This is a genomic window from Marinococcus halotolerans DSM 16375, from assembly GCF_000420725.1.
GTDB classification, from domain to species: domain Bacteria; phylum Bacillota; class Bacilli; order Bacillales; family Marinococcaceae; genus Marinococcus; species Marinococcus halotolerans.
The window spans coordinates 63,569-89,721 of record NZ_ATVM01000005.1 but is presented as its reverse complement, the minus strand read 5'-3'; the positions used below and the strand labels follow the sequence as shown (position 1 = coordinate 89,721).

At 47.8% G+C, this 26,153-nt stretch carries 23 protein-coding genes, 1 tRNA gene and 1 other annotated feature; of the genes, 1 reads left to right on the top strand and 23 read right to left on the bottom strand.

Annotated elements, in window-relative coordinates:
• Window positions 1–17: 17 nt before the first annotated feature.
• The 14 genes from ilvN to G548_RS0105425 all read right to left on the bottom strand — a co-directional run bounded on the left by ilvN (window position 18) and on the right by G548_RS0105425 (window position 14,421).
• Entirely contained in the window at window positions 18–536 is a 519-nt protein-coding gene (ilvN, locus tag G548_RS0105500; RefSeq protein WP_022793148.1) for an acetolactate synthase small subunit, read from the bottom strand.
• Window positions 533–2,260, bottom strand: coding sequence for an acetolactate synthase large subunit (gene ilvB / locus G548_RS0105495; RefSeq protein ID WP_022793147.1), 1,728 nt, complete (start codon window positions 2,258–2,260; stop codon window positions 533–535). The genes ilvN and ilvB overlap by 4 nt, the downstream gene beginning before the upstream one ends.
• Before the next feature lie 128 nt (window positions 2,261–2,388).
• Window positions 2,389–2,640 (bottom strand) — a binding site (T-box leader).
• 37 nt (window positions 2,641–2,677) lie between these two features.
• On the bottom strand, window positions 2,678–3,583 hold the full coding sequence (gene ilvE, locus G548_RS0105485; RefSeq protein WP_027847230.1) for a branched-chain-amino-acid transaminase: 906 nt from the start codon (window positions 3,581–3,583) through the stop codon (window positions 2,678–2,680).
• Window positions 3,584–3,961: 378 nt separating this feature from the next.
• A tRNA-Arg gene (locus G548_RS0105480) sits at window positions 3,962–4,038 on the bottom strand.
• A gap of 72 nt (window positions 4,039–4,110) precedes the next feature.
• Complete coding sequence (locus G548_RS0105475) at window positions 4,111–4,641, bottom strand: metallophosphoesterase (RefSeq protein ID WP_022793144.1); 531 nt, start codon at window positions 4,639–4,641, stop codon at window positions 4,111–4,113.
• 41 nt (window positions 4,642–4,682) lie between these two features.
• A complete protein-coding gene (locus G548_RS0105470) occupies window positions 4,683–5,279 on the bottom strand; it encodes an XTP/dITP diphosphatase (protein WP_022793143.1) in 597 nt (198 codons plus the stop codon).
• The gene (gene rph, locus G548_RS17415) at window positions 5,279–6,055 is read right to left on the bottom strand and encodes a ribonuclease PH (RefSeq protein ID WP_022793142.1); all 777 of its coding nucleotides are present in this window, start codon (window positions 6,053–6,055) and stop codon (window positions 5,279–5,281) included. Before rph ends, G548_RS0105470 begins: the two co-directional genes overlap by 1 nt.
• The gene (gene racE / locus G548_RS17410) at window positions 6,024–6,893 is read right to left on the bottom strand and encodes a glutamate racemase (protein ID WP_022793141.1); all 870 of its coding nucleotides are present in this window, start codon (window positions 6,891–6,893) and stop codon (window positions 6,024–6,026) included. The genes rph and racE overlap by 32 nt, the downstream gene beginning before the upstream one ends.
• A 233-nt stretch (window positions 6,894–7,126) precedes the next feature.
• The gene (gene ptsP, locus G548_RS0105455) at window positions 7,127–8,848 is read right to left on the bottom strand and encodes a phosphoenolpyruvate--protein phosphotransferase (RefSeq protein WP_022793140.1); all 1,722 of its coding nucleotides are present in this window, start codon (window positions 8,846–8,848) and stop codon (window positions 7,127–7,129) included.
• Window positions 8,848–9,111, bottom strand: a complete 264-nt coding sequence (locus G548_RS0105450) for a phosphocarrier protein HPr (protein ID WP_022793139.1) — start codon at window positions 9,109–9,111, stop codon at window positions 8,848–8,850. Before G548_RS0105450 ends, ptsP begins: the two co-directional genes overlap by 1 nt.
• 345 nt (window positions 9,112–9,456) lie before the next feature.
• Window positions 9,457–10,254 carry a succinate dehydrogenase iron-sulfur subunit gene (gene sdhB, locus G548_RS0105445; protein ID WP_022793138.1) on the bottom strand — a complete coding sequence of 266 codons (798 nt, stop codon included), beginning with the start codon at window positions 10,252–10,254 and terminating at the stop codon, window positions 9,457–9,459.
• The gene (gene sdhA, locus G548_RS0105440) at window positions 10,254–12,032 is read right to left on the bottom strand and encodes a succinate dehydrogenase flavoprotein subunit (RefSeq protein ID WP_022793137.1); all 1,779 of its coding nucleotides are present in this window, start codon (window positions 12,030–12,032) and stop codon (window positions 10,254–10,256) included. The genes sdhB and sdhA overlap by 1 nt, the downstream gene beginning before the upstream one ends.
• 39 nt (window positions 12,033–12,071) lie before the next feature.
• Window positions 12,072–12,683: a succinate dehydrogenase cytochrome b558 subunit gene (locus G548_RS0105435; RefSeq protein WP_022793136.1), complete on the bottom strand. Its 612-nt coding sequence runs from the start codon at window positions 12,681–12,683 to the stop codon at window positions 12,072–12,074.
• A 388-nt stretch (window positions 12,684–13,071) separates the two neighbouring features.
• On the bottom strand, window positions 13,072–14,421 hold the full coding sequence (locus G548_RS0105425; protein WP_022793135.1) for a TrkH family potassium uptake protein: 1,350 nt from the start codon (window positions 14,419–14,421) through the stop codon (window positions 13,072–13,074).
• 91 nt (window positions 14,422–14,512) lie between these two features.
• Between G548_RS0105425 and G548_RS0105420 the strand changes: the two genes are divergently transcribed.
• Window positions 14,513–14,914 (top strand): DUF2507 domain-containing protein, encoded by a 402-nt coding sequence (locus G548_RS0105420; RefSeq protein ID WP_051143840.1) that lies wholly within the window; start codon window positions 14,513–14,515, stop codon window positions 14,912–14,914.
• A gap of 54 nt (window positions 14,915–14,968) precedes the next feature.
• On the opposite strand, the gene uvrC is transcribed toward G548_RS0105420, so the two are convergent.
• From uvrC to pheT, 9 genes are all read right to left on the bottom strand, one after another.
• Entirely contained in the window at window positions 14,969–16,756 is a 1,788-nt protein-coding gene (gene uvrC, locus G548_RS0105415) for an excinuclease ABC subunit UvrC (RefSeq protein ID WP_022793133.1), read from the bottom strand.
• A gap of 99 nt (window positions 16,757–16,855) precedes the next feature.
• On the bottom strand, window positions 16,856–17,170 hold the full coding sequence (gene trxA / locus G548_RS0105410) for a thioredoxin (RefSeq protein WP_022793132.1): 315 nt from the start codon (window positions 17,168–17,170) through the stop codon (window positions 16,856–16,858).
• A 111-nt stretch (window positions 17,171–17,281) separates the two neighbouring features.
• A complete protein-coding gene (locus G548_RS0105405) occupies window positions 17,282–17,872 on the bottom strand; it encodes a TetR/AcrR family transcriptional regulator (protein ID WP_022793131.1) in 591 nt (196 codons plus the stop codon).
• Between the two features lie 251 nt (window positions 17,873–18,123).
• A complete protein-coding gene (locus tag G548_RS0105400; protein WP_084687291.1) occupies window positions 18,124–18,522 on the bottom strand; it encodes a DUF350 domain-containing protein in 399 nt (132 codons plus the stop codon).
• 26 nt (window positions 18,523–18,548) lie between these two features.
• A complete protein-coding gene (locus G548_RS0105395) occupies window positions 18,549–20,906 on the bottom strand; it encodes an endonuclease MutS2 (RefSeq protein ID WP_022793129.1) in 2,358 nt (785 codons plus the stop codon).
• A 23-nt stretch (window positions 20,907–20,929) separates the two neighbouring features.
• The gene (gene polX / locus G548_RS0105390) at window positions 20,930–22,645 is read right to left on the bottom strand and encodes a DNA polymerase/3'-5' exonuclease PolX (RefSeq protein WP_027847228.1); all 1,716 of its coding nucleotides are present in this window, start codon (window positions 22,643–22,645) and stop codon (window positions 20,930–20,932) included.
• A 137-nt stretch (window positions 22,646–22,782) separates the two neighbouring features.
• Window positions 22,783–23,355 carry a CvpA family protein gene (locus G548_RS17405; protein ID WP_022793127.1) on the bottom strand — a complete coding sequence of 191 codons (573 nt, stop codon included), beginning with the start codon at window positions 23,353–23,355 and terminating at the stop codon, window positions 22,783–22,785.
• A gap of 5 nt (window positions 23,356–23,360) precedes the next feature.
• A complete protein-coding gene (gene zapA, locus G548_RS0105380; protein ID WP_022793126.1) occupies window positions 23,361–23,612 on the bottom strand; it encodes a cell division protein ZapA in 252 nt (83 codons plus the stop codon).
• A 117-nt stretch (window positions 23,613–23,729) separates the two neighbouring features.
• Window positions 23,730–26,153: a phenylalanine--tRNA ligase subunit beta gene (pheT, locus tag G548_RS0105375; protein WP_022793125.1), complete on the bottom strand. Its 2,424-nt coding sequence runs from the start codon at window positions 26,151–26,153 to the stop codon at window positions 23,730–23,732.

Sequence of the window (26,153 nt, the reverse complement as noted above, 5' to 3'; positions counted from 1 at the left end):
CCTTTTATGAATGCTCATTAATTAATAATGGAATACCTGGTTTGATCACTGCTTTTTTTCGTAGCTCGTTGGAAAGCCGTTATACCCGTGCGGGCCATTTCTTTAATGCCGTAAGGCCTTAACAGATCGATGAGTGCTTCCACTTTCGGCGTGTCTCCGGTCACTTGAATTGTGACGCTTTCTCTGCCTACATCGATAACTGTGGCACGAAACGGGGCAATTAAATCCGATATTTCTCCACGCTGGCCGGAGACTGTCATGACTTTAATCATCGCAAGTTCTCTGGCTACAATCGCTTCATCGGTAATATCACGGACTTTTAATACATCCACCTGCTTATTCAGCTGCTTGATGACCTGGTCAAGCCCCCGCTGGTCGCTCACATTCACCACAAATGTCATCCTCGACACTTCCGGGTTTTCCGTCATTCCGACCGTAATGCTTTCAATATTAAAATGACGGCGGGCAAACAGGCCCGTAATGCGGTTCATCACTCCTGTTGTATTGTTTACTGTCGCTGTAATGGTCCGCCTCATGGTTTCACTCCTTCCATTTGATGGTGCCCCTGCCCGGGAGCGATCATCGGATACACATTTTCTTCTTCGTGTACTCTGCAGTCGATAAGCACCGGACCGTTGTAATTGAATGCTTCTTCAAGCACTCCCGCCACTTCATTTTCGTCGGTAATTTTATATCCTTTAATATCATATGCTTCCGCCATCTTCACGAAATCCGGCTGGATTGGAAACAACGAGTTGGAATACCGCTCTTCATAGAAGAGCTGCTGCCACTGGCGGACCATGCCGAGGGAGGCATTGTTGACCAGAAGCACCTTCACCGGCAGGTTCAGCTCCTGCAGAATGGAAAGCTCCTGCATCGTCATTTGGAAGCCGGCATCTCCAAGAATAGCTACCACCTGGCGGTCCGGCTCGGCAAACTGGGCACCGATAGCGGCCGGAAAGCCAAATCCCATCGTTCCAAGACCTCCGCTTGTTACCCAGGCGTTTGGATGATCGAATTTGTAATACTGGGCAGCCCACATTTGATGCTGGCCGACATCCGTCGTAATAATTGCTTCGCCGTTGGTTTTTTCGTAAACAAGCTCTGTAAGCTTCTGCGGTTTAATATACTCCGAGCCTTCCTTGTACCAGAGTGGGAATTCCTGCTGCCATTCGTCCACTTTCATTCTCCAGCGCACGCTTTCACCTGGCTTTGGATTCACTTCATTTAACAGGCGCAAGGCTTCTTTGGCATCTCCTACTACCGGAATATGCGTTTCGATGATTTTACCGATTTCCGCCGGATCAACGTCAATATGGGCAACTGTTGCCTGCGGGGCAAAGTGCTCCAAATTACCGGTGACACGGTCGTCGAAGCGGGCGCCTATATTGATAAGCAGGTCGGCTTCATGGAGAGCCATGTTGGCTGCGTACGTCCCGTGCATACCCGCCATACCGAGCGCGAGTTCATGAGTACCGGGGAAACCGCCAAGACCAAGAAGCGTAGAAGCGACCGGGATTTGCTGCTGTTCAACAAATTCAAGCAGTTCCGGGGAAGCTCCGGCATGCAGAATGCCTGCTCCCGACAGAATAACCGGGCGTTTTGCTTTCGTTACCGCTTCAGCAAGCTTGCGGATCTGAAGCTTGTTTGGTGTATACGTCGGCTGGTACCCAGGGAGATCCGGCTCATCATCGTAATGAAACATCCCGGAGGCAATGGATACGTCTTTAGGAAGGTCGATCACGACGGGCCCCGGCCGGCCGGTAGTGGCAATATGGAATGCTTCCCGGATAATTCTCGGAAGGTCTTCCACCGTCCGTGCCTGGAAATTATGCTTTGTGATCGGCATCGTAATACCCAGAATATCCGCTTCCTGGAAAGCATCCGTCCCAATCACCGATGTTGCCACCTGGCCGGTCACAACCACAAGAGGGAGAGAGTCAATCATGGCGTCAGCAATGCCGGTTACCACATTTGTAGCTCCGGGCCCTGATGTAACTACACACACACCGGGCTTTCCTGAAACTCTTGCGTACCCCTCTGCTGCATGAATGGCACCCTGCTCATGCCGGGAGAGGATATGACGGATACCGGTACGGTAGATTTCATCGTACGTTGGAAGAATGGCACCGCCGGGATAGCCGAAAATGGTGTCTACATTTTCCCGGGCTAAAGCCTGGATCAGCATGCTTGAGCCACTCATTTCCTGGTTTTCGTCTTTCAATTCGCGGCCTTTAACTTCTCTCACTCTTGTGTTCATACTCGCTCCTCCTTTTATACTCAAATCATTTTTTCTCCATGCCTGCGTCAATGCCGCCACCCTTAAAAAGGACCTCTCCGGATAATAAAAAACGCCCTTTCACCTCCAATAGACAGCTGCTGCTGCTCTAAAGGGGCGAAAAGACGTCTGCTCTTCACGGTACCACCCTTTTTTACAATAAGCTCGCACTTATTGCCTTAAGAACCGTTTTCCGGTTCGGTTTGCCATAACGGAGGCCCTGTCGGCATCCGGCCTTCCTTACTTGGGTTCAGGAAAGCTCTCAAGGGGGAGTTCAATACGATTTCCTGCTGCTCTTTCAGCCACGGCAGCTCTCTGTGAAGGAAAATCCATTATTTACTGGTCCCTGTCGTCGATTTATCAATACTATTTAATTATATTGTACATCTAATCAGGCAATTAGCCAATCTCTATGCGGGAATTGTCTGAATAAACTTTTACTCCGTCTTCCACTACCTTTTGTCTGAACGCACGCAGAAGCCGGTTTGTCTCTTCTCCTGGCTGGCCATCACCGATCACTCTTCCATCTACCTTAATCACGGCAATAACCTCTGCAGCTGTGCCGGTCAGAAAAACTTCTTCTGCGGTATAGACGTCATGCCTCGTAAATGCTTCTTCACGAACGTCGTACCCCATGTCCTCGGCCATTTCCAGAATCGCCTGCCGGGTGATGCCCTCTAAAGCCCCAATGTAACCTGGCGGCGTCATCAGCACCCCGTTTCTAATAATAAAGATATTGTCTGCGGAGCCTTCCGCGACATAGCCCTGGTCGTTAAGCATTAATGCTTCGCTGACCCCAGCAAGGCTTGCTTCCATCTTCACCAGTATATTATTTAAATAATTTAATGATTTCACTTTCGGGCTTAACACATCCGGCCGGTTCCGCCGGGTAGCAACTGTCACAATTTCAAGCCCGTGCTCGTAAAACTCTTTCGGATAGATTGCAAGCTCTTCTGCAATAACTATAATAGAAGGGTTTGCACAAGATGCCGGATCCAGGCCAAGATTCCCTACACCTCTTGAAACAACAAGCCGGATATAAGCATCTTCCAGTTTATTTTTCTGCAGCGTCTGCCTGATGATTTCCGTCATCTCTTCTTTTGATTGAGGGATATCAAGCATAATCGATTTCGCAGAGTGATATAAACGCAGGAGGTGTTCATCCAGTTTGTAAATATTCCCGTTATATACACGAATGCCTTCAAAGACACCATCGCCGTATAAAAAACCATGATCATATACGGAGATTTTGGCGTCTTCCTTTTTGACGAACTCTCCGTCCATAAATATCCATTGTTCCGCCACTGATATCACCTCTGCGTCTCTTCAATCTATCGTCTGCCCTCTTAATGAACAGGGTAACGTGTACACCCTCAAAAGGCAAATGTTCTTTCTCTGAATACATTTTTGACGTTTGACGTATATATTACGCCGAATACAGTTTATGGTCAACCATTTTGTATAAACTTTTTAGATAATTTGTACTTCTGCATCATATATAATCTTTATTGTCCACTGCCCTGAAATATAACCTGACAACTTTTTTAATTAACGCCGGAGAAAAAGCCCCCTGAAGCATTTTCTGCTTTCATTCCGCCCCGCCTTCCGAATACCTGAAAATAAATAAAAAGAGACAGAAAAGGAAGCCCTCTTCTGTCTCTGAACATATTATTAATTAGGAAATGGTGTCCCAGGCAGGACTCGAACCTGCGGCCTACAGCTTAGAAGGCTGTTGCTCTATCCAGCTGAGCTACTGGGACATCTGTTTTTTGCGACATTCATTATGTTAAAATATTTCTTCTTAAAAGTCAATAAAGGTTTCCGGAGGGATTTTATTCTCCCTCTGGAAACGGAAAGCTTTGCGAAAGATCAAGAAGCTCGCTGCCTGACTCTCTTTCATAGAAATGGACATTGATCGACTGGCCCTGGTTAGAGACATTTACGATAGCATAGGTCTGCTCGGGACGCTCCTGCGGGAGCAGCAGGCTTCCTGGATTCACAAAAATCGTTCCATCCTCCTCGAATGCTCCCGCTACATGAGTATGACCGGAACAAACCAGATCCGCATTGATCTCTTCAGCCTTGGAAAAGAGCGAAGCATAAGATGTTTTCACCTGGTACAAATGTCCATGGGTAAGGTACGTTTTAATGTGACCTACATCCACTGTTAGTTCATCAGGAAAATTCCCCGGACTGTCCACATTGCCCTGGACGATATGCACGTTGTTTAACAGCTTGTTGTCCGGCGCGGCTTCCGAATCTCCGCAGTGCAGTACAGCACTAACCCCATTCTGATGGCGGTCAAGCACCTGCTTTAATACTTCTTCACTTCCATGGTTATCGCTTACCACTAAAATGTCCATTATTTCTGCCTCCAACTCTCTATGATTCTTAAAAATTATTTTCAGTCGTCTTCGAGAAGATTTTGTCCCTGAACCCGGAGCCTTTCAAGAGCCCTGCCCCGATGACTGATGCGGTGCTTTTCTTCTGCAGGCAGCTCTGCCATTGTTTTCCCGTAGTCCGGCAGATAAAAAACAGGATCGTAGCCGAAGCCGTTATCGCCAGCTTTCGCTTCTGCTATTTCCCCTTCACATGTTCCCGTAAATGTGTGCACACTGCCGTCCGGAAATGCTACAGCCAGTACACACACAAAGCGGGCACTGCGCCCGCTTCGGGGCACCTGCTTCATTTCATGTAACACTTTCTCTATATTCGCTTCATCATCTTTTTCTTCTCCCGCATAACGTGCGGAGTAAACACCCGGACGCCCGTCTAAGGCGTCAATCTCCAGACCGGAATCGTCTGCAACCACCGTGCAGTTGAGGTGGTCCCGCACAGCCTCTGCCTTAATAATCGCATTTTCTTCAAAGGTATCGCCGGTTTCTGGAATATCATCAATATTTTTCTCCAGTAACGATTCCACTTTGTACCCGCTGCCAAACATGTGTTCAAACTCTTTCACTTTTCCCGCATTCTTTGTAGCTATTACTACTGTTTTCATTATAACTCCCTTCCATTTTCGTTCTCTGAAAATTTCTCCTGGATAGAAGCTGCCGCGGGCCCGATAACCTGCTTTTGAAGCTGAATGATCTCATGCATTCCTGCCTCTGCAGAGTCGAGCATGTTATTGAGCTGCTCTCTCGTATAGGAGGCTTCTTCGCCTGTTCCCTGCACTTCTACATACTCGCCTTTTCCCGTCATTACAACATTCATATCTACATTCGCCTGTGAATCTTCTGCATAGGCAAGGTCAAGAATAGTCTCCTGTTCAGCGTTAAGGCCTACGGAAACAGCTGCTAAGTAATCTGTAATGGGAAAGCCTTTAAATTTCCCCTGCTCATGGTAGGACTGCACAGCCATAGCTAGAGCAATAAAAGCTCCTGTTACTGAAGCCGTGCGGGTGCCTCCGTCTGCCTGGATGACGTCGCAGTCAATCCAGACAGTGCGTTCTCCGAGAAGCTTCAAGTCCACTACCGCCCGGAGAGCCCGACCGATTAAGCGCTGGATTTCCATCGTCCTTCCGGTAAGCTTACCCCGGGCTGCTTCGCGAATATTACGGGTTTCTGTCGCTCTGGGCAGCATCGAATATTCGGCTGCGATCCATCCCCTTTTCTCTCCGCGCATAAAAGGAGGGACCCGTTCTTCAATACTTGCTGTACAAATTACCTTTGTTTCTCCAAAGGAGATCAGTACCGAACCCTCCGGGTGCTTTAAATAATCCGTTTCAATTTGAATAGAACGAAGCTCATTCCATTTCCTTCCGTCCAATCGATGCATGCAATCTTCCTTTCTTTTCACTTCCGACAAACTGGTCATCATTATCGAGTTGAATGGAGACCACCTGCTCTATCTGCTGGTCCATCCACTGGTTTGCTATGCTCCGAAATTCTTCTTCGGGGCCCGTAGTGTAAAACCTGTGAAACGGAGGGATTTCCCCCGCGTTTAACGTTTCATGATAATTAAGCAGCGTACTTACTTCCCTGGCTGTTTCATCGCCGGAGGAAATCAACTGAATCTCCGGCCCGACCGCCTCCTGGATGACACCTTCAAGCAGCGGATAATGAGTACAGCCTAAAATCAGCGTATCATATGAAGCTTGTTTTAACGGCAGGAGCGTCTGCTTCACAATATCAAGAACGGCTCTGCCCTCGCACTGCCCCTGCTCTACAAGCGGTACGAAGGGCACACAGGCAAGTGACGTAACTTCCACATCTTCATTAATAGATTTTAACGCCCGTTCGTAGGCACCACTGTGAATGGTTCCGCTGGTGCCAATCACGGCCACCTGATCTGTTTTGGTTACCTTTAACGCGGATATAGCCCCAGGTGTAATCACCCCTACGACCGGAATATCCAATGTTTGTTTTACTTCCTCAAGCACTACAGCCGTTGCCGTGTTGCACGCAATTACAAGCATTTTGATATTTTCAGACTGCAGTCGTGCGATCATCTGCCAGGTAAACTCCCTTACTTCTTCAATCGGACGGGGCCCGTATGGACACCTGACAGTGTCTCCTATGTATATCATTTCTTCTTTCGGCAGCTGCCTCAAAATTTCACGGGCAACAGTCAGGCCGCCAAGACCCGAATCAATAACGCCAATAGGTTGTTTCATGTTTGCTTCTCTCCATTTTCAGACCTTGTTATTCAGCTTGTTGGAGCCCTTCAGGTTTTTATGTCTTCTGCGCGGCACCAGAGCTGCTGACAATTTTACAATTTCCGCTCCGAAGCTTATTCAGCTGTAGAACATCAACTTTTTCAGTATACAAGAAAATACACGTTTCATCACCCACAAAAAAGCCTGGAACCTACGAACGGTTCCAGGCTTTTCGCTTTTCTGATTTCAGCTTATTGAATAACAAAGCCTTTACTCTCAACAAGTTCAGCAATTTCATCTGCTGTGGAACATTTCATCGCTTCCTCTACGAGACCCTCTGCGTCCGTTTTTTTCAACGAGCGGAGCTGGGTTCTTGCCGGAAGCACTGAGGTAGCACTCATGCTGAATTCATCCAATCCGAGTCCTAAAAGAAGAGGGACCGCTACAGGCTCTCCGGCCATTTCACCACACATACCTGCCCATTTGCCTTCTTTATGAGCAGCATCGATCACGTTTTTAACTAAACGAAGAATCGCCGGGTGATAAGGCTGGTACAAATGAGCTACTTTTTCGCTCATCCGGTCTGCAGCAAGAGTGTACTGGATCAAATCGTTTGTGCCAATACTGAAGAAATCCACTTCTTTAGCAAAAATTTCTGCTGCTGCCGCTGTGGAAGGAATTTCTACCATAATTCCCACTTCAATATCTTCGGAGACATCAATGTTTTCATCCTGAAGCTCTTTTTTGGCTTGTTCAAGCATCGATTTCGCTTCACGCACTTCTTCTACTGTTGCCACCATCGGGAACATTATTTTTAATTTCCCATAAGAGCTGGCCCGCAGCAGAGCACGGAGCTGTGTACGGAACATATCCTTTTCTTCGAGACAGAGGCGGATTGCACGAAAGCCGAGAAACGGATTCATTTCTTTTGGAAGGTCCAGATAAGGGAGCTCTTTGTCACCGCCGACATCAAGCGTCCGTATAACGACCGGCTTTCCTTCCATACGCTCCAGCACTTCTTTGTAAGCTTCAAACTGCTCTTCCTCGGAAGGAAGTTCATTTCTGCCCATATACAAAAACTCTGTCCGGTACAAACCGATACCTTCAGCACCGTTCGATAAAACACCGTCGAGGTCATTTGGAGTGCCGATATTAGCTGCTAATTCCACCGTATGACCGTCTTCAGTTTTCGTCGGCTCGTTGACCATTTTTGCCCACTCTTCTTTTTGACGGTTAAACTGCTCGAGCTTCTCTTTATACTCCTGCACTTCCTCGTCGCTTGGGTTGATGATAACCCGGCCCTCGAGGCCGTCAACAATCAAAAGATCATCCTGATTAATCGTACCCGTTGCTTCTTTGGTGCCCACTACAGCCGGGATTTCCATTGATCTGGCCATAATCGCAGAGTGGGACGTGCGCCCGCCGATGTCTGTAGCAAAACCCCGCACATATTCGTTCAACTGTGCAGTATCAGACGGCGTCAGGTCATCAGCAATAACGACTACTTCCTGGTCAATCGTTGCCAGACTGGTGTTTTCAAGACCAAACAAATGCATGAGAACACGCTTTGATACGTCCCGGATATCTGCAGCACGTTCTTTCATGTATTCATTATCCATGTTCTCAAACATATCTACATACATGTTCGCTACTTCACTGAGAGCATACTCTGCATTGGCACTTTCCTCCGTAATTTTACTGGAAACGCCGTCCATGATCTCAGGGTCTTCCAGTACGAGCAGATGTGCAGAGAAAATCTCCGCCTGGTCTTCTCCCATATCCTGTAGTGTTTTTTCTTTAATAACCTGAAGTTCCTGCTTGGACTCCTGGACTGCTTCTTTAAATCTTGCAATTTCGTCCTGGGCGTTATCCACCGGTTTTTTACTTACGTCCAATTCCGGTTGTTCCAAAAGGAAAGCTTTTGCAATCGCTATCCCCTTTGAGGCAGCAATTCCGGTCAGGCTGGCACTCATTATTCTCCAAGCCCTTCTTTAATCACTTGATCGACTGCTTCCATTGCCTCTTCTTCGTCGTTACCTTCAATTTTAACTGTAACTTCGGAGCCTTTTCCAACGCCAAGAGACATAACACCCATGATGGATTTAAGGTTTACCGATTTGCCGTTATATTCTAAAGAAATATCTGAAGAAAACTGGCCGGCTTTGTTTACGAGCTGCGTTGCTGGGCGCGCGTGGATTCCTGTTTCGTTTGTAATAGTAAATGTTTTTTCCTGCATGATTCATACCCCTTTTCAATATAGATCGCTTTCACTATGAAATACGCAGCGTGTGCGTTTTTCTCGAAAGCAGGCTTTTTATATTGTACTTCACCCTTAATAAAGTCGCAACTGCGAACTGCTCCGTAAATTCAGAGCATCCAGTGCACTGCTATTATTAGCGGTTTCAGTATGTAAATACTGTTACATTGTACCACTCTGATTTAAGGGAAACAAGAACAGACCCAGCGGTTCCCTCCTTCAAGACCTCGCCAGGCTTTCCCGCCCTTTTTGCCGGGTACTGCATGCCTGTAATTTTCATAAGACACAAATAAAAAGACAGCCCGGAGGCTGCCTTTTTCTCAATTAGTTCCCGCCGCCAAAGAAGTTTTTAAACGACTGGATATTTGTTTCACGGTTCATAGCGGCAATGGAGGTTGTTAAAGGAATGCCCTTCGGACATACTTCCACACAGTTCTGGGCGTTGCTGCAGCCACTGATCCCGCCTTCACCCATCAAGGCTTCCAGACGCTCGGATTTGTTCATTTCCCCTGTTGGATGGGAGTTGAACAGGCGAACCTGGGAAATAGCTGCTGGACCGATAAATGAAGAATCATCGTTTACGTTCGGGCAGGCTTCGAGGCACACGCCGCACGTCATACACTTGGAAAGCTCATACGACCACTGGCGTTTATTTTCCGCCATTCTCGGTCCCGGACCAAGATCGTACGTCCCGTCGATCGGAATCCATGCTTTGACCTTTTTCAGGGAATCAAACATCCGGCTTCTGTCTACCTGGAGATCTCTCATCACCGGGAATGTTTTCATCGGCTCCAGACGGATCGGCTGTTCAAGCTGATCAATCAGGGCCGTACAGGACTGGCGGGCTGTACCGTTAATAATCATCGAACAGGCGCCGCACACTTCCTCAAGACAGTTCATATCCCAGATAACCGGATTAGCCTGGTTACCCTGGCTGTCGACCGGATTTCTGCGGATCTCCATCAGGGCGGAGATAACGTTCATGTTTTCTCTGTAAGGAACTTCAAACTCCTGATCATAGGAAGGACTGTCCGGGTCATCCTGACGGGTGATAATAAACTTCACTTTTTTTGTGTCGGTTTCTTCTGCGTTACGCGTTTCTTGCGCTTGTGCATCACTCATTAGTTACTTGCTCCTTTCTCAGAAGATGCTTTTGCCTGGGAGTAATCCCGTTTTCTCGGCTTGATCAGCGATGTGTCAACATCTTCGTACTCAAATTCCGGATGATTGGTCTCCGGGTTGTACTGGGCCTTCGTGGTTTTCAGGAAGTCTTCATCATTACGTTCCGGAAATTCCGGCTTATAGTGGGCACCGCGGCTTTCATTACGGTGATAAGCTCCGAGCGTCATCACGCGGGCCAGGTGGATCATTCCTTTAAGCTGGCGGGTGAACATTGCCGCATGGTTATTCCATTTGGAGCTGTCGTGCATATTAATGTTCTCCCAGCGCTCAAGAAGCTCCTGGAGTTTGTCGTCCGTTTCAAGCAGCTTATCGTTGTGCCGAACCACGGTCATGTTGTTTGTCATCCATTCGCCGAGTTCGTTATGAAGCGCGTAGGCATTTTCGGTGCCATCCATGTTCATAATTTTATCGAACTCCTGCTGTTCTTCCTGTTTCTTTGTCTCAAAAAGTGTAGAAGAAAGGTCTTCTGCTGATTTTTCCAGGCCGTTGGCATACTCTACCGCGTTCGGACCGGCAACCATGCCGCCGTAAATAGCGGAAAGCAGGGAGTTGGCTCCGAGACGGTTACCGCCATGCTGGGAGTAGTCACACTCACCGGCAGCAAAAATGCCGGGGATATTTGTCATTTGGTTATAGTCAACCCACATGCCGCCCATCGAATAGTGTACGGCTGGGAAGATTTTCATTGGCACTTTCCGCGGATCGTCACCCATGAACTTTTCATAGATTTCCATAATTCCGCCAAGCTTTACGTCGAGTTCATGCGGATCTTTATGGGAAAGGTCGAGATAAACCATGTTTTCCCCATTAATACCCAGTTTTTGGTTAACACAGACATCAAAGATTTCACGCGTTGCAATGTCCCGCGGAACCAGGTTGCCGTAGGCCGGATATTTTTCCTCAAGGAAGTACCAAGGCTTGCCGTCTTTATACGTCCAGATACGTCCGCCTTCCCCACGCGCAGATTCACTCATCAGCCGGAGCTTATCATCGCCGGGAATGGCAGTCGGGTGAATCTGGATAAATTCACCATTGGCATAATTGACGCCCTGCAGATAAAGCGATGAGGCGGCAAAGCCGGTGTTGATCATGGAGTTCGTGGATTTACCGAAAATAATGCCAGGGCCGCCCGTAGCCATAATGATTGCGTCAGCCCGGAACGTTTCAATTTCCATCGAACGAAGGTTTTGGGCAGCGATCCCTTTACAGGTCTGCTCCTCGTCAAGAATGGCCGAAAGAAACTCCCATCCCTCGTATTTATTGACAAGCCCTTCTACTTCATAACGGCGAACCTGCTCGTCCAGCGCGTACAACAGCTGTTGACCGGTCGTTGCTCCGGCGTAAGCTGTACGGTGGAACTGGGTGCCGCCGAAACGACGGAAGTCGAGCAGCCCTTCCGGTGTCCGGTTGAACATAACGCCCATGCGGTCCATCAGATGAATGATCCCCGGAGCCGCTTCTGTCATAGCTTTTACCGGAGGCTGATTTGCCAGAAAGTCGCCTCCGTATACAGTATCGTCAAAATGCTCCCACGGGGAGTCCCCTTCCCCTTTTGTATTGACGGCACCGTTCATGCCGCCCTGAGCACAGACAGAGTGAGAACGTTTTACCGGTACAATTGAAAACAAGTCCACCTGAGAACCTGCTTCAGCGGCCTTGATTGTTGCCATCAGTCCTGCCAGTCCGCCGCCTACGACAATAACTTTTCCATTACTCATGCGGATGTTTCACTCCTTTAGTTTATTAAAAAACCGATCTTATACGAATGCGAAAATAGCGCGAAGGCCAATCACAGACATTGCTACGAAAACGGCTAAAGTGAAGTATGTTGCAGCCAATTGGGCTTTTGGCGTAACCGTAATCCCCCATGTAACCAAAAATGACCATAAACCGTTTGAAAAGTGGAATGTGGCAGACAAGATACCTACGATGTAAAATGCGAGCATCCAAGGATTCGCTACGATATCAGCCATCATCTGATAGTTTACTTCAGCGCCGAAAAACTGCGCCTGTACCCACGTATCCCAGACGTGCCAGGTAATAAATACTAACAGGAAAACCCCGGTGATACGCTGGAAAATGTACATCCAGTTACGAAAGTAGCCAAAGCGCTTCGCATTCGCCTTGCCCTGAAATACGATAAAAAGTCCGTAAATCCCGTGAAACAGTATAGGAATATAAATGAGAAACATCTCTAAAAAGATACGAAACGGTAAGTTTTCCATAAAGTGAGCCGCTCCGTTGAACGCTTCAGCACTCCTGGTCGCGAAATGGTTTACTACGAAGTGCTGCATCAAAAATAGTCCAATTGGAATAATACCAAGAAGCGAGTGCAGCCTCCGGGCGGCAAATTCCTTATTTAAAGCCATATTCATCCTCCTCCATTAGCATAAAAATTCTCTCCATCCTGTTTTTCTGCCTTGCTTTCTTTTCCGGCTCCATTACCCCCTTGCTGAACTTTCCGCCACCCGCATACTAAACAGAATTACAGATTTCTGTTTCCTATGTACTTGTATGCCGGCCGCGCCTCCTGCTTCTTTTCCTTTTCGCAAAATGCATATGCATGCACGATACAACCAATTAGTCACAAAATGGAAAAGAAATATTCAAGGAATTGTACGAAACGTTACGTTAATTGTACTCCCCCTAAAATTGCCCGTCAAGAAAACGTATACAGCATCTTAAATGTATATTATTCATCGTTTATACGGTTCACTTCCCCCGGCAATAGAGAGAGCCGGAGAACCATCTCTCCGGCTACCCAATAATTATGCGCTCTGTTGGATATCTATAATGTGATTTCGTTTCTTTCTTTTTCACTGAGAATAAAAATACCAATATCCCCACCCGCCCGATGAACATCAGGCACATGAGCAGTACTTGGCTCGGGGTGGAAAAATCATCCGTCAGTCCGGTCGAAAGCCCGCAGGTTCCAAAGGCTGAGCTTGTTTCAAAAATAATATCAATTAATTCCACTTCCGCATTCCCGCGTTCGAATGCGCTGATTAGAGTAATTGCAGCCAATAACCCTACAATGAAAAAAGAAATAACAATAAATGTCCGCTGTTTATCCTCCGGATCGATCTGGCGGTTAAACACTTTTACATCCGAACGTCCAAGCGCAAAGCTCCGAATCGTTAAAAACATTACAGCAAGTGTAGTCGTCCGGATGCCTCCCCCAACACTCGACGGACTCGCCCCGATAACCATCAATCCCGACATCAGAAGAAGCGTCGGCAGGGAAAACGCCGAAACATCCATTACCGACAGCCCGGCACTCCTTGTGGTCGCTGAATTAAACATCGAGAAGAAAAACTGCTGATGCCAGGCCATACCGTCATAATAAAAGCCGAATTCAAGCGCCCATATGCTGACGGCTCCAAGCACAAACACGAGAAAATAAGTCGTAGTCGTCACTTTCGTAAACAGACTGAAATTAAACCGTTCCCTGTTGGTTAAATATTCCCTGACCTCCATCAAAACCGGAAAGCCAATTGCTCCGGCAAAGATCAGAGTTATGACGACAAACAGGACATAGTAATCTTCAGCAAATGGAATCAGCGACTGTCCTGTGACATCAAAGCCTGCATTGGTAAAAGCACTCAGAGCGGCAAAGCCGCCCTGATAATACGCCTCCCACGTTGAGTCAAAGTAACGAAGAAAGTATGTACCGAGTATCAGCATGCCCATCGCTTCAATTCCTAAAGCAAGAAGCAATATGTTTCTCATCAGCTTCACCATTCCCGAAAACTTATACTGATTTTGGTCCACCATAATCAGTAACCGCTGGGACAAATTAATTTTTCTTCCAAAAACCATCCACACGAATGTGCCCAGAGACATAATTCCAATGCCGCCTACCTGCATCGCCAGTGCTAAAAACGCAATTCCAACAGCGCTCAGGGTGTCAGATACCTGGATGACTGTCAGACCTGTTACGCTCACGGCGGATACTGAGGTAAACAAAGCTTCTATATATGTTAATTCATGCCCCGGCTGATGCGAAATCGGCAGCCAGAGCAGTAAACTGAACAACAGCATTGAAAAAACGTAGGCACCGATGATCATGCGAAATGGTGTCATTTTTTCTGCAAAAATATTTTTCATATCGGTCCCTCCGTCATAATCGTGCATTAGTATATCATGTATGATTTTGGGAATCTATAGAGATTTCCAACTCCAGCGTGTATAATATTAGATGAAGAAAGTGGTGATGGAAATGGAAGAAGAAACAAATAAACCGGCTTCCTTCGGATATGAATTACTGCGGAAAAATGTTCTTCCTGATATTTTAGGCTCTGACGAGCATGCGATATTGTACTGGGCCGGCAAACAGCTCGCCCGCCGCTATCCATGCAGTTCCTCCGGAGAGGTGGCTGATTTTTTCCGTGATGCCGGGTGGGGAGAAATCGTCTGGAAAAAAGAAAGAAAAAAAGATGTCATTGCTGAGCTGTCCGTTGACGAAAAGGCAAATTCGTTCACGAAAGCTTTAGAAGGCGGCTTTTTAGCAGAGCAGTGGTCCCGGATGAAGAATACATACGCGGAAACTTACATAGAAGAAAAGAAAAAATCCACGACTATGCATATTAAATGGGAGTAGCCTGACCTGCGTTGCATAGCAAAACGTTCGCTGATGTGTATCAGCGAACGTTTTTTACTTCGAAGGTGCCGAATCTTCCTCCAGCTTTTTCATCAGCTCCGCAATAACATCATCCGGGAGAGACAGCTGTTTAAAATCCTCAAAGGATGCTTCCTTCATTTTTTTCACTGAACCAAAATGCTTTAAAAGCATCTGTTTGCGCTTCTGCCCGATCCCGTTGATGTCGTCCAGCAGAGAGGAAAACATCGTTTTCCCGCGCGTCTGGCGGTGAAAGGTGATTGCAAAACGGTGCACTTCGTCCTGAACACGCTGCAGCAGATAAAAGGCGGAGCTGTGCCGCTCAAGAGGAACTCTGATGCCCTCTTCTCCTATTAAAAGCTCCGAGGTGCGGTGCTTATCGTCTTTGGCAAGTCCCGCCACCGGAATATTTAAGCCAAGCTCATCCTCGATAACGCTGACGGCCGCACTTAACTGGCCTTTCCCGCCATCAATAAGAATCAGATCCGGCAGCTCCGCTTCGTCTTTTAAGAGACGGATATACCTCCTGCGCACAACTTCCCGCATGGATGCATAGTCATCCGGCCCCTTTACATCCCGGACCTTATACTTTCTGTATCCTTTTTTCCAGGGTTTGCCGTCCACAAAAGTAACCATTGCCGCTACCGGGTCTGTGCCCTGGATATTCGAGTTGTCGAAGGCCTCCATGCGGTAAGGAGTATCGATGCCCATCGCTTCACCGAGCTGTTCCACCGCATTTATTGTCCGTTCTTCATCCCGTTCAATCAATGCAAAGCGATCGCTGAGCGCCTGTCGGGCATTCTTTTCTGCCAGGTCAAGGAGCTCTCTTTTTTGTCCCCGCTTTGGCTGCTGAACCCGCACGTTTACGAATTGTTCCGCCATGGACGCATCCACCGAGTCCGGAATAAATATTTCTGACGGCTTCATATGCTGCTCCTGCATGTAGAACTGGCCTAAGAATGTAAGAAAATCCTCCTCCGGCTCCTGATACATCGGGAAAAGGGAAACGTCTCTTTCTATCAATTTCCCCTGTCTGACAAAGAATACCTGCACACACATCCAGCCTTTGTCATAGCTGTAGGCAAACACATCGCGGTTCACCTGGTCCTTCACAGACATTTTCTGCTTTTCCATTACGGAATCAATATGCTGAATTTGATCCCTCAGCTCTTTAGCGCGTTCAAATTCCAGCTGTTCGGAAGCAGTTTCCATTTTAGTCTGAAGCTCCGCCCGGATTTCATGGTGGCCGTTGTTTAAAAACCGGGCAATCTGCTGAATCATATCGTCGTACTGGTCTCTTGTCACCGTAAACTCGCAGGGGGCCAGACACTGGCCGATATGATAGTACAAACAGACCCGGTCGGGCATTGTCCGGCATTTACGCAGCGGATATAATTGGTCAAGCAGCTTCTTCGTTTCATTTGCCGCCCCGGCGTTCGGGTACGGGCCGAAATATTTCCCGCCGTCCTTTTTAACTTTTCTCGTAATAATCAGACGGGGATGCTCTTCGTTGGTGATTTTAATATACGGATACGATTTATCGTCTTTAAGAAGCACGTTGTATTTTGGTTCATACTTTTTAATCAAATTCATTTCAAGGATTAATGCTTCCAGGTTGGAAGAGGTCATTATATATTCAAAATCGGTAATTTCCATTACGAGCCGTTGGGTCTTCCCGTCGTGCGACCCTGTAAAATAGGATCTCACCCGGTTTTTTAAAACCTTTGCCTTGCCTACATATATAACAGTGCCGTGTTTATTTTTCATTAAATAGCAGCCAGGCTGATCCGGCAGAATAGCCAGCTTTTCTTTTAATTGAGTCATGCGCTCAACCCCTCTTGGCATGTAATATCTATGGTGTTCCTTTTTTAAAAGAAGGAGAAACAAAAAACTGCCGGCCCAGAGACCAGCAGTTTCGTGTTTTTACAAATGTTTGTTCAAAAGCTCCACCAGTTGTTCCTTAGGCTGAAAGCCGACTACCTGCTCGACTACTTCGCCATCTTTAAAGATCATTAGTGTTGGAATACTCATCACACCGTATTTTCCGGCTGTTTCCTGATTTTCATCAACATCTAATTTAGCAATTTTAATCTGTTCGCCCATTTCAGTGTCGATTTCTTCGAGCACCGGAGCGATCATTTTACAAGGCCCGCACCAGGGCGCCCAAAAGTCCGCAAGTACTACTCCATCGGACGTTTCGCCTGCAAAGTTTTGGTCCGATACATTGACAATAGCCATGAATGGTTCCTCCTTTATATCTCTATCTTTGCATTTATTCTTCGTTATTATAGCATTCCCTTGCTTTACTGGCTAACGTTTAGCTTAAAATTTTTCATCGGTTCTACCTGACTATATATCCGCCTGCAGCGCCTGATAAACTATTTCCGCAAGTACCGGTCCCTGCGCCGCCAGCGAATAGCTTCCCTTTTCCATGACCCACGTAGTAATCGCTTCATTGAGTATGCCGACAAAACAAATTCTTCCGATTTCTGTGGGAAGCGAGGAAGAGAAGACCCCTTCCTCGCTTCCCCTGTTTACAATATCGATAACCGCCTGAAAAAACGGAGACAGTATGCGCTGCATATTGTCATGAATCTCGCCCTTTGTCTGCAAAAGTTCAAAGTGGGCAAGCGTAGCGAGCTCCGGCCGGCCCTCCATAAATTCAAGCTGTAGCTGGGCCATTTCAAACAGCTGCTCTTTAACAGAAACCTCCCTTTGCATGATGGTCTCGAGCTTCTGCATGAACTCCTGCATTTTTTCTTCAAAAATGGAAATTAATATATGCTCCTTGTTATTAAAATACAAATAAATCGTTCCGTCTGCTACCTTTGCCTCTTTAGCAATATCCGACACCTTCGCCTGGTGATAACCGTGTTCAGCGATTACCTTGATCCCCGCCTCGATAATCTGTGCATGTTTCCTGTTTGGATTTTTCCCCATACGTATCTGCCGCCCTTTCAAACAAAACCAACCATCATGCCGGTTTCTGTTTTATCCCGCCTGAATAATGCCTTTAAAAACGCCTCACTCCCGTAACAGAGTAAGGCGCTTCATTGCGTTCAGGTAATACTGGCATAGTATTTTAGTTAGTTATAAATGTACATAATCCGTACAGAGATGTCAACCTTAATGCACGTATATAGTCCTAATAAATTAACTGTTTGTGGCTTTTATATTACATTTTTTTCTATTTAAGTGATAATTCCGGCACCTATTACAAAAGAAATCCCCACTGAGATGATAAAGGAAATAATTCCGACTGCACGATTATCCTGGCTGATTTCTTCATCCACCTTAAACATAGGAGTAAGAAATTCAAAAATTAAATAGCTTAAAATCAATAATATAAAACCATAAAAACCCCATAGAAGCATAAACAGAATGCCGTCGTTATGCATGATGGAATAATGAAGAATGTTGGAAACCCCAAATAGTTTCCCACCGGTCGCCAGAGCGACAGCGATATTTCCTTTCTTGATTTCTTCCCAGTTACGGTAAGGAGTGATAACTTCAAATATCCATAGAAAAATCACCAGGAAGAGCACAGCAACGCTAAAGTTGCCGGCTGTATTTATAAAAGCATTATCCATCCACGCATCCACGTGCACCCCTCCGCTTACTTAAGTTCTGCCACCGTGTTACCGATGCCGCCTTCATTCATACCGCCATCCCTGGTTGATTTTACACTGGGATGGTTTTTCAAATATTCTTTCACGCCCTTGCGAAGAGCGCCAGTGCCTTTTCCGTGAATAATATGAACTTCCCGGTAACCAGCGAGCACCACTTCATCGAGGTATTTTTCAAGGCGCTGAACGGCGTCTTCGTACCTTTCACCACGCAGGTCCAGTTCGGGCTTCGCCGGGGCCGCTGTAGAAGTCGTGGCGACCTGCCGTTTAGGCTCTTTTGCGGGCTCTGATTTGAGCTTTTCCATTTCTTCAGGCTTCGCTGTCATTTTCATAATGCCAAGCTGCACCTGAAATTCCTTGTCATTTATCTTTTCCACAATGTGTCCGCGCTGCCCGAAGCGAAGCACCTTCACCTCATCTCCTACTTCAAAGGTACGTTCTTTCTGGGCTTTTTGTTTCACCTGTTTCTGCTTTTTAGTCATCACAGGGGCCGCCTGTTCCATCTGCCTGCGGGCTTCGATCAGGCGGTGCTCTTTAATTTCCGCGCCTTCCTTCTGCATTTCCTTCAGCTCGGCAATAATTTCTTCCGCCTGAGCTTTCGCCTTATCGACTTCACTTTTTGCTTTGCCTTCCGCGTTTGCAATAATCTGATCCCGTTTTTGCAGCACTTCATTCCAGGCAGTGTTCAATTCCTGCCAGAGCCTGGATGCTTCCTGCCGGAGGTCATCTGCCTCCTGCCACGCCGATTCTGTTTCTTTTCTCTGTTCATCCAGAGAAGCAATCATCGTTTCGACCTGCTTTGTATCTGTGCTCATTTCTTTTTCCGCATTGGAAATAATAGAATCCGGCAGGCCTATCTGCCTGGAAATAGCAAACGCGTTGCTTCGACCCGGTACGCCGACGAGCAGCCGGTAGGTTGGCCTCAATGTTTCCACGTCAAATTCAACGCTTGCATTCATTACTCCTTCGCGGTTATACGCATATCCCTTCAGTTCACTGTAGTGGGTTGTCGCAATTAACCTGCCTCCGGCTTCCTGGACATAGTCCAGTATGCTGACGGCAAGGGCCGAGCCTTCCTCCGGGTCGGTGCCAGCGCCTATCTCATCAAAAAGCACGAACGATTCACTGTCCACCTGTTTAACAATATCTACAATATTTGTCATATGGGAAGAAAATGTACTTAAGCTCTGCTCAATGGACTGTTCATCCCCGATATCGGCAAACACTTTCGAAAATACAGCGGCCTCTGCTTCTTCTTCTGCGAGAACAAACAGCCCTGACTGGGCCATCAGCGTCAGCAGACCGGCCGTTTTAAGAGTCACGGTTTTCCCCCCGGTATTGGGCCCGGTAATGACAAGCGTTCCAAACTCTTCTCCAAGCTCCAGGTCAAGCGGTACCATTTCTTCCGGATCAATGAGCGGATGCCGTGCCTCCATGAACCGGAATCTCCCCTCATTGTTCAGCTCCGGCTGCACCGCTTTCTGGTCCCTTGCATAGTAGGCCTTGGCAAAGGTGAAATCGAGCTCGGTCAGCGTATTCATATTCACCAGAATCTCCTCCCCGTCTTCAGCAATATACGAAGACAGCTCCTGGAGAATCCGTTCAATTTCCCGCTGTTCTTTCAGCCTGGCTTCTCTTAATTCGTTATTCATCGAAACGACCGCCTGGGGCTCAATGAAAAGAGTAGCCCCTGTTGAAGACTGATCGTGGACAATACCGCCAAAGGATGACCGGTATTCCTGCTTCACCGGCAGTACATACCGGTCATTACGTATCGTTACGATGGAATCGGAGAGGCGTTTTTGCTGGTCCGGCGACCTGGTATACTGTTCAAGCTTCGAACGCACCGACGATTCGAGACTTCTCATCTGCTGCCGGAGTCCACGCAGAGCGGAGCTTGCGCTGTCGAGCACCGCCCCGTTTTCATCTATACAATCCCGGATCTGCTTTTCCACCTCCGGAAGCGCCACTATCTGCCGTACCAATCCCTCAAGCAGCGGGAGATCCACCGTCTCTTCTGTCATATCCAGAATAAACGATCGTATCCGCCTGCTGGCGTACAGCGTGTCCGAAACCTCTTTAAGCTCGCCCGCGTTCAGCATGCCCCCGATTTGTGCGCGGCGCACGTGGGCATGGATCTGGCGAATGCCGCCGAGTGGCGCCTGGCCCCGAAGCCGTATTACTTTGGCCGCTTCTGCGGTGAAGTTCTGTGCTTCCTTTGCTTCTGCGAGCTCCCGGTAGGGCTGAAGCTGTTCAATTCGTTCTTTAGCAAGAGTGGAGCCGGCATGAGCCTGCAGCTGCTCTTTCATTTTTTCGTATTCCAGCACACGGAGTGTTCTATCATTCAACAATGCTCACCTCTTTGGTTGTTCTATTGTTTCTTACGCTTCAGCCATTCTTTTAACTGCTTCGCTGTCATCGTGTTTATGACCTGCTCCGGCTGCAGAAGTGCTTTTTTAGCGATGGAGACGCCCACCTCCATGTGTTCAAGCATGCCAGGATTATGGGCGTCCGTATTGATTGCAATACGCACATTATGCTCAGCAGCTTTTCTCAGCCAGTCGGCCGAAAGATCAAGGCGATTGGGATTGGCATTCAGCTCGAGAGCCGTGTTCGTTTCGCCTGCCCGCTTCATCAGCCGGTCTATATCCACTTTGTATCCGTCCCGGCGCCCTAAAAGTCTTCCTGTCGGATGGGCAATAACGTTTACTTCCGGATGCTCGAGCGCCTGCTCAAGCCGGTTCATAATTTCTTTTTCCGTCTGGGAAAAGGAGGAATGGATGGAAGCAATCACAACGTCGAGCTCTTCGAGAACTTCCTCCTCAATATCGAGCGTTCCGTCCGGCCGGATATCCATTTCAATTCCGGCAAAAATTTGAATATCCTTTTCTTCTTCCCTGACGTTTCGTATTTCTTCTATCTGCCTGCGGATTCTTTCTTCGTCCAGTCCGTGGGCAATGCGGAGATATTTGGAATGGTCTGTAAGAGCCAGCCACTCATAGCCGTGCTTCTTCACTTCCTCCACCATTTCGCGGATGGAAAGAGAGCCGTCGCTCCACGTTGTGTGCATATGAAGATCACCGCGAATGTGTTTCTTTTCGATATATGGATACGGCTGCCGGAATTTATCCGTCTCATCTCTCCCTAGTCGTGCTTCGGGAGGAATAAAGTACAGACCAAAGTGGTCGTAAAATTCGGTTTCATTCTGAAACGTTGTTTTGCGTCCATGCTGATCTTCAATACCGTATTCACTTAATTTTTCATTTCGTTCCTTTGCCAGCTGGCGCATTTGTACATTATGGTCTTTAGATCCGGTGAAATGATGCAGGGTGCTCGCAAAATCTTCTTCCTCTACCAGGCGAATATCTACTTGAACATTAAATTCCCCTTTAATTTCAACACTGACCTTGCTTGTACCATCGTTAATCACCTTCGTTACTTCGGGCAGCTCCACCAGCTGTTTACGGACATTTTCTGCATCTTCCACACTCATAATATAATCCAGGTCCTTCACCGACTCTTCCACCCGTCGCAGGCTGCCTGCACGCGCATATCTTTGGACACCTTCCACTTGATCCAGAGACGCTTCAAGCTTTTGGGCCATTTCCAGCATATAAGCAATTGGCAGTCGTTCCGGACGCTTGCCTTCTTCCGCGAGCGCTTCGAGTATTTTCTGCTCGGTTTTCGCCCCGAAGCCTTCGAGATTCTGTACTTCATGGGTTAAACACGCCTGTTCCAGCGAGTCCCGGTCTGTTATGTCCAGCTCCTGATAGAGCTTCGACACTTTTTTTCCGCCGAGTCCGGGCAGCTTCAGCAGCGGGATCAATCCCTCCGGCACTTCTTCTGTCAGCGTCTGCATCAGTTCTGTTTCCCCGTTATTGTCCCGCCATTCCTGTATCAAAGCCGCTGTTCCTTTACCGATGCCCTTTAGGCTGCCTGCATCGTCAATTTCACTCAGTGAACGCTCATCATATTCAAGCGCCTGAGCCGCTTTACGGTAGGCAGAAATTTTAAATGGGTTCTCACCCTTAATTTCCATATATACAGCGATTGTTTCCAAATGGCCAATAAGATCTTTTTTATTCATGCTATTCTCCTCCACATGTCAGCTTTAATCATGCTAGGCATTCTTTTTTGAGTATAACGGGAGTTAATAATTCTGTCTAAGCTCACGCCGCCGGGCTGAAGACATAAAAACAGACTCCCCTGTGAAACACAGGGAAGTCAGCCTTCATTCTCTATTGGGCCGTCCATGTTCCCGGGGTCTGCCGGCATGATTTGCTCGTACCAGCCGGAAAGCCATGGGGTTTCATGTAATATAAAACTGGCAATTACCGAATTGTTCACTACCGGCTCAAGAGCCGGAAACGGCATCAGCATAGCTGCTGCCAGTACAACGAATAAAATCACGTACGCCTCCAGCACGCCGAGCACACCGCCAAGCCAGTAATTGATCGTTCTAAGCACCGGAAGCCTGGCGATGCCGCCTGCTGCTCCGGTCAAAAAGCCGGCAACGATACGGGTGGCGATAAATAAAAGAAGAAAGGCAATCGAATAATAAAACAAGCTGCGGGTATCAAAAGCAGCAAGAAATGTCCCTTCCGCCTGCTGGCCGAATGGATAGGGGATCCATTGCTCTAAAAACTGTGCCACTTCTTCATAGAATAAAAACGCAACAATAAACGCTGCCACCAGACTGACCAGGCGAAGCAATTGATGAACAAAGCCTCTTTGAAGTCCTGTGAAAAAGCTTCCGATTAAAATCACAACAAGCAGAACGTTTATTACTATTTCCATAGCCATTATCCTTCAGAATCTTTGTCCTTGTTTACTTCTTCTTTGAGTTTGATATAGTCATCTACTACGTTTAAAGCCGTCAATACCGCAAGGCGGGTCGTATCCAAATAAGGATTGTATGCTTTATACTCTTTCATTCTCTTATCTAAATAATTGGCGACCTGATTAATATGCGAGGGTTGTTCATCACCGACAATCGTGTACTGCTGGCCGTATATCGTAACCGTAGTGCGTTTTTTACTTTGATCATCAGCCACGTCTTCCGCCCCCTGTTCTTGAATGTGCCTTTTCTTTAATAGTAACAGAATAAAATGACTCTGAATATATTTCCCTGTACAGGCCATTTATTAAACCGGCAGATGCCCGGCAGCTGTTTACTGCCTGAGCTCTGCCCCGGTTTTTTCTTCAAGCATACGAAGCACCTGGTCATGTGCGGAGCTGACCTCTTCATCTGTCAGCGTTCTTTCCGGATCCAGATACACCAGGGTGAACGCCAGGGATTTTTTGCCGGGCGTCAGATTCTCGCCCTGATAAACGTCAAACAGGGAGGTGCTGTACAGCGTACTTCCGCCCGCGGACTCAATAACCTCTTTCACTTCAGCTGCAGCCACATTTTCATCCACCACGATCGCGATATCACGGGTAGTGGAAGGAAACCGCGGCAGTGTTTGATAACGAACCGGCGTTTCCACCGCCTGAAGCAGGGAGGTTAAATCGACCTGCAGGGCATACGTTTCAGCAATGTCCCAATCCCCCGCCGTCGTTGGATGAATCTGGCCGACATATCCCACTGTCTCTCCGTCGAGCAGTATATCTGCGGTACGACCAGGGTGCATATCACTGCGCTCTGCCAGAGTGAACGAAGCACGGCTTTCTACGTGCAATTCCTCAAGAATGCCTTCAGCAATTCCTTTCATCACATAAAAGTCTGCATTTTTCGTTTCTCCCTGCCACAGGTGGCTTTCCCATCTGCCGCTTACTACTGCAGCAAGCATAATACGCTCTTCCGGCTGTACAGCAGCATTCGCTTCTTCGGAAAGAAATACGGAGCCCATTTCAAAAAGAGCGATATCTTTCGTCTGGCGGTTGCGGTTATAGCTGACTCCTTCAAGAAGCTGAGGAATCAGGCTCTGTCGCAGCACTCTGCGGTCTTCGCTCATCGGCATGGATACTTCCATCGTATACTTTTCCGGGTAAAGGGTGAAACGGGACGCTGAACTGGCGGTCGTCAGAGAATAGGTGACAGCTTCACTCAGGCCGGCACTTTCTAGAAAGCGACGTACTGTCCGTTTTCTTTTCTGTTCGGCGGTTAAGCTTCCGGCGGTCGTAGCCCCTTTAGGCAATGTACTCGGAATATCCTGATAGCCGTGCATCCGTGCGATTTCTTCTGCCACGTCCTCTTCGATACGAATATCCGGACGGCGGCTTGGGATATATACTTCGATACTGCTCGTTTCCTTATCTGCGGTCTGAAAGCCGAGACGTTCGAGAATACCGACCATTTCTGAACCGCTGAGCTCCATTCCAAGCAGCTGATTGATCCGGCGGTCACTCACCCGGACCCAGCGGCCACCCGGTTCCCGATGATCCTCCTGCTCGATGCCCTGAAGCACAGAGGCTCCTGCGTATTCAGCGAATAAGTGCGCTGCCCGGTCTGCTGCCTGCTCGACTCTCTCAGTGTCCAGCCCCCGTTCGTACCGGACACTTGCATCACTGCGTATCCGTGTGTCCTTGGACGCCTGGCGAATCAGGGACGGGTGAAAAAGAGCTGCTTCAAGCAGAATATTTGTTGTCTGGTCGCTGACCTCTGAGTGCTCTCCGCCCATCACTCCTGCGAGAGCTGTCGGCTTTGTGCCGTTGGTTACAACCAAATGCTCCGTGGAAAGGTGGTGCTTATTGCCGTCGAGCGTTTGTATTTCTTCATCTTCAAAAGCTCGTCGCACGAGTACTTCGTCAGAACCAAAAGCATCAAAATCAAACGCATGCAGCGGCTGCCCGTATTCAAGCAGCACATAGTTGGTAATGTCTACAACGTTGCTGATTGGCCGGATGCCTGCTGCCATCAAACGGTTCTGCATCCAATAAGGGGACGGCTTTATCTCAATGTTTTCAGCGACTCTTGCTCCGTAATAGGGAGTGTCCTCCCCGTTTTCGATTTTCACATTGACCGCTGCCGATGCGGGCTTTTCGCTTTCCTGTACTGAAGTTACGGGGAGCTGAACGGTCCGATCCAGCTGGGCCGCTACTTCATAGGCAACACCGAGAATGTTGAGACAGTCGGCGCGGTTTGGCGTAATGTCGAGATCCATTACCGTGTCGTCCCAGCCAAGAGCTTCTACTGCATCCGATCCCGTCTCTGGATCCTCATCAAAGACGAAAATACCTTCAGCCACGTGTTTAGGAACCAGTTTGGCTTCCACACCGAGCTCCTGGAGAGAGCAAATCATGCCGTTGGATTCCTCGCCGCGTATTTCCGTTGCTTTAATTTCCATACCCCCGGGCAGCAAGGTGCCCGGCTTTGCCACTACGACCTTCTGTCCGGCAGCCACGTTGTCAGCTCCGCAGATAATCTGCACAGTCTCTGTTCCCTGATCCACCTGGCAGATGTTTAAATTATCCGCATCCGGATGCTTTTTGGCTTCGGTAACGTACCCGACGACACAACCCTCAATTGGTTCGGCACGCCGGTACAGGGCGTCTACCTCCACGCCTCCCGTAGTCAGACGATCAGCAATTTCCCCGGGAGTAATATCTTCAATATCTACATAATCTTTCAGCCATTTATATGAGATCAACAT